Source organism: Acetobacter lambici (assembly GCF_011516885.1).
Lineage (GTDB): Bacteria > Pseudomonadota > Alphaproteobacteria > Acetobacterales > Acetobacteraceae > Acetobacter > Acetobacter lambici.
Map to the genome: position 1 here is coordinate 1 of NZ_WOTD01000115.1, position 2,104 is coordinate 2,104.

General features: G+C 33.2%; 1 protein-coding gene and 1 pseudogene. One reads left to right on the forward strand and one right to left on the reverse strand.

Annotated features, from left to right (window positions below; genetic code table 11):
• Positions 1 to 92 (forward strand): annotated as a pseudogene (locus GOB86_RS15295) (IS5/IS1182 family transposase); the annotation flags it as partial.
• Positions 93 to 181: 89 nt separating this feature from the next.
• Here the strand turns inward: GOB86_RS15295 and GOB86_RS15300 are convergent.
• Positions 182 to 1,840, reverse strand: a complete 1,659-nt coding sequence (locus GOB86_RS15300) for a hypothetical protein (RefSeq protein ID WP_165993517.1) — start codon at positions 1,838 to 1,840, stop codon at positions 182 to 184.
• Positions 1,841 to 2,104: the final 264 nt, after the last annotated feature.

A 2,104-nucleotide genomic window follows, 5' to 3' on the forward strand; every position in this document is an offset into this window, starting at 1 on the left:
TGAAGGACTACGAACAGCGGATCGACGTCGCAGAGGCCATGATCCACATCGCCATGGGAAGCCTCATGCTACGCCGAAACGCTCATCCGTGAATTTCCAAAAGGGCTCTAACTGACGACATGCTCTGGAGTTGTGAGCCCAGATAATTTCGAATCGTAAGAGCATTTAGGTCATATAGTCGCTACTTAGTATAACCTAAATGTCTCTTTTCCCAATCTGGATAGTAATGATAAATTTTTTGATTGAAATCAGAAATTTCATTCTGAGAAAACTGCGCTATCTTCTCATAAATACACGCATTTACATTTAGCCTTAGCTCATAACACTTACCAGTCTTTTTATAATTTTCACCAACACCAACGTGATTGAGAATTTCATAAGCAGGCAATGTTACCATATGCTGATATGCGATAGGAAGGTGTGTCTGTATTGGGCTGACAACTACGACATACTTTGCATTCAATGCAAACCAATTACCAGAATCTCGTAAATCTACATGAGCGATATCGTCTATATGTAGGTGATAATCACTAATATTCTCTATCATGCTTGTATTTAGAACGGGGCTAGAACTCAATATAGCAATAGTTCCATATGGTTTGTAATTATAGTATAAATCATCAACTAGATTTTTGTATACTTTATATGAATCAATATGGAGAGGAGCTAGCTTCATTGGTAAAACACCCCGTAGGACAGGTATCCGATAAGGCCAATTGAAGAAAAGAGAAATAATAAGCATCGTAGAGAAAAACGCACATAAAGTGACCTGTAAAATCTGTCCTCTTTGAAAATTATGAAACAGACGGAGTAACCCATATGCAGCAATCATCATCATCCAAAAAGAAAACGGAATGATATGCTGCATATCCGGAGACTGTGTTCTAAAAAATAGGAAGATTGAAAACATCAAGTTAAAAGTGCAAAAATAAAGATATAATTTTATATTTCTATTTTTTTCGCACCATATGAATATAAATCCTAAAAATAGGAATGGTAAAAGGTAAAAGCCAAACTCCATAAGAACATTATATATAGATTCATATAAAGGTTTTTGGTATGCAGAATATATAATAGAATAATTTGTCCTAAAAATTTTCTTTAACAACCCGAATTGAAAAACCAAAAGCATAAAAACAGAAGAAAAACCTGAAATAAATATATTTTTACATTCATTAATTATATTTTTATAATTACTGCGTGTATTAAAATAAAAATAATTAAAAATTGGTAGGGAGATATAAAGACTTACAATAGTATAAGCATACCACCGCCGAAACAAAAAAGCCCCCCACAAGCATAACCCAAGTAAGACAGATTTTTTAATATTAACCCTTTTAGAATAATCTACCGAAAGAGCAAGGATAATGGCACATTCTATAAATACCATACCCCCTACATCTGGAAAACCACGTAAAACCACACCAATAATTGCAGAGTTTGTCGCGACAACAATAAAAGGAATGAGTAACTTATTTAGTTTCGAGATGTTGAAAGTTCTTGAAAAAATATAAGTAAAAAATACGCAAAAAGGTACATAATAAATAAAAATTATACTTTGTATATATATTTGCCTATGGTTTCCTATAGACATAATAAATAAAGATGGGATAATCGCTGGAAAATAATTATAATCAGACTTCCAGATAGAAGAAAATATCTTTCCAAGCGCTTTAAGTGGATGAGAGTGATAGAGAGTATTTAATTGGAATGCCTTAGCGTAATAATTTAAATAGTCCCAATAATAAATATTATCTTCAAAATGAACATAAAAAACAGAAATTAAGGATATAATAAATAAAACCATAATGAATGGAAAATAATAACTCACACGTTTCATGACATTAAACCAAAAATATTGCATGAAATGTCATCGAAAATTCTAGAGTCATAACCAATTCCATATTTATTAAAAACAAAGGGGATGAGTATTACTCCATTATTTCCCATTTAAATATATAGCTTCCGTGCTGTTGTGTCAAAAACAGCGCAATAAGAGCCCTTTTGGAAATTCGCTGTGATAGGTTTTCAAGAGGTTTTGCGCGTGATTCAAAGGCAGGATGTGGACGCCAGCACAACGAGGCCGCATGGCCGGAATTACACG

Excerpts from the sequence above, each read along its gene's own strand:
- GOB86_RS15300 (WP_165993517.1), bottom strand. The coding sequence starts at position 1,840 with ATGAAACGTGTGAGTTATTATTTTCCATTCATTATGGTTTTATTTATT.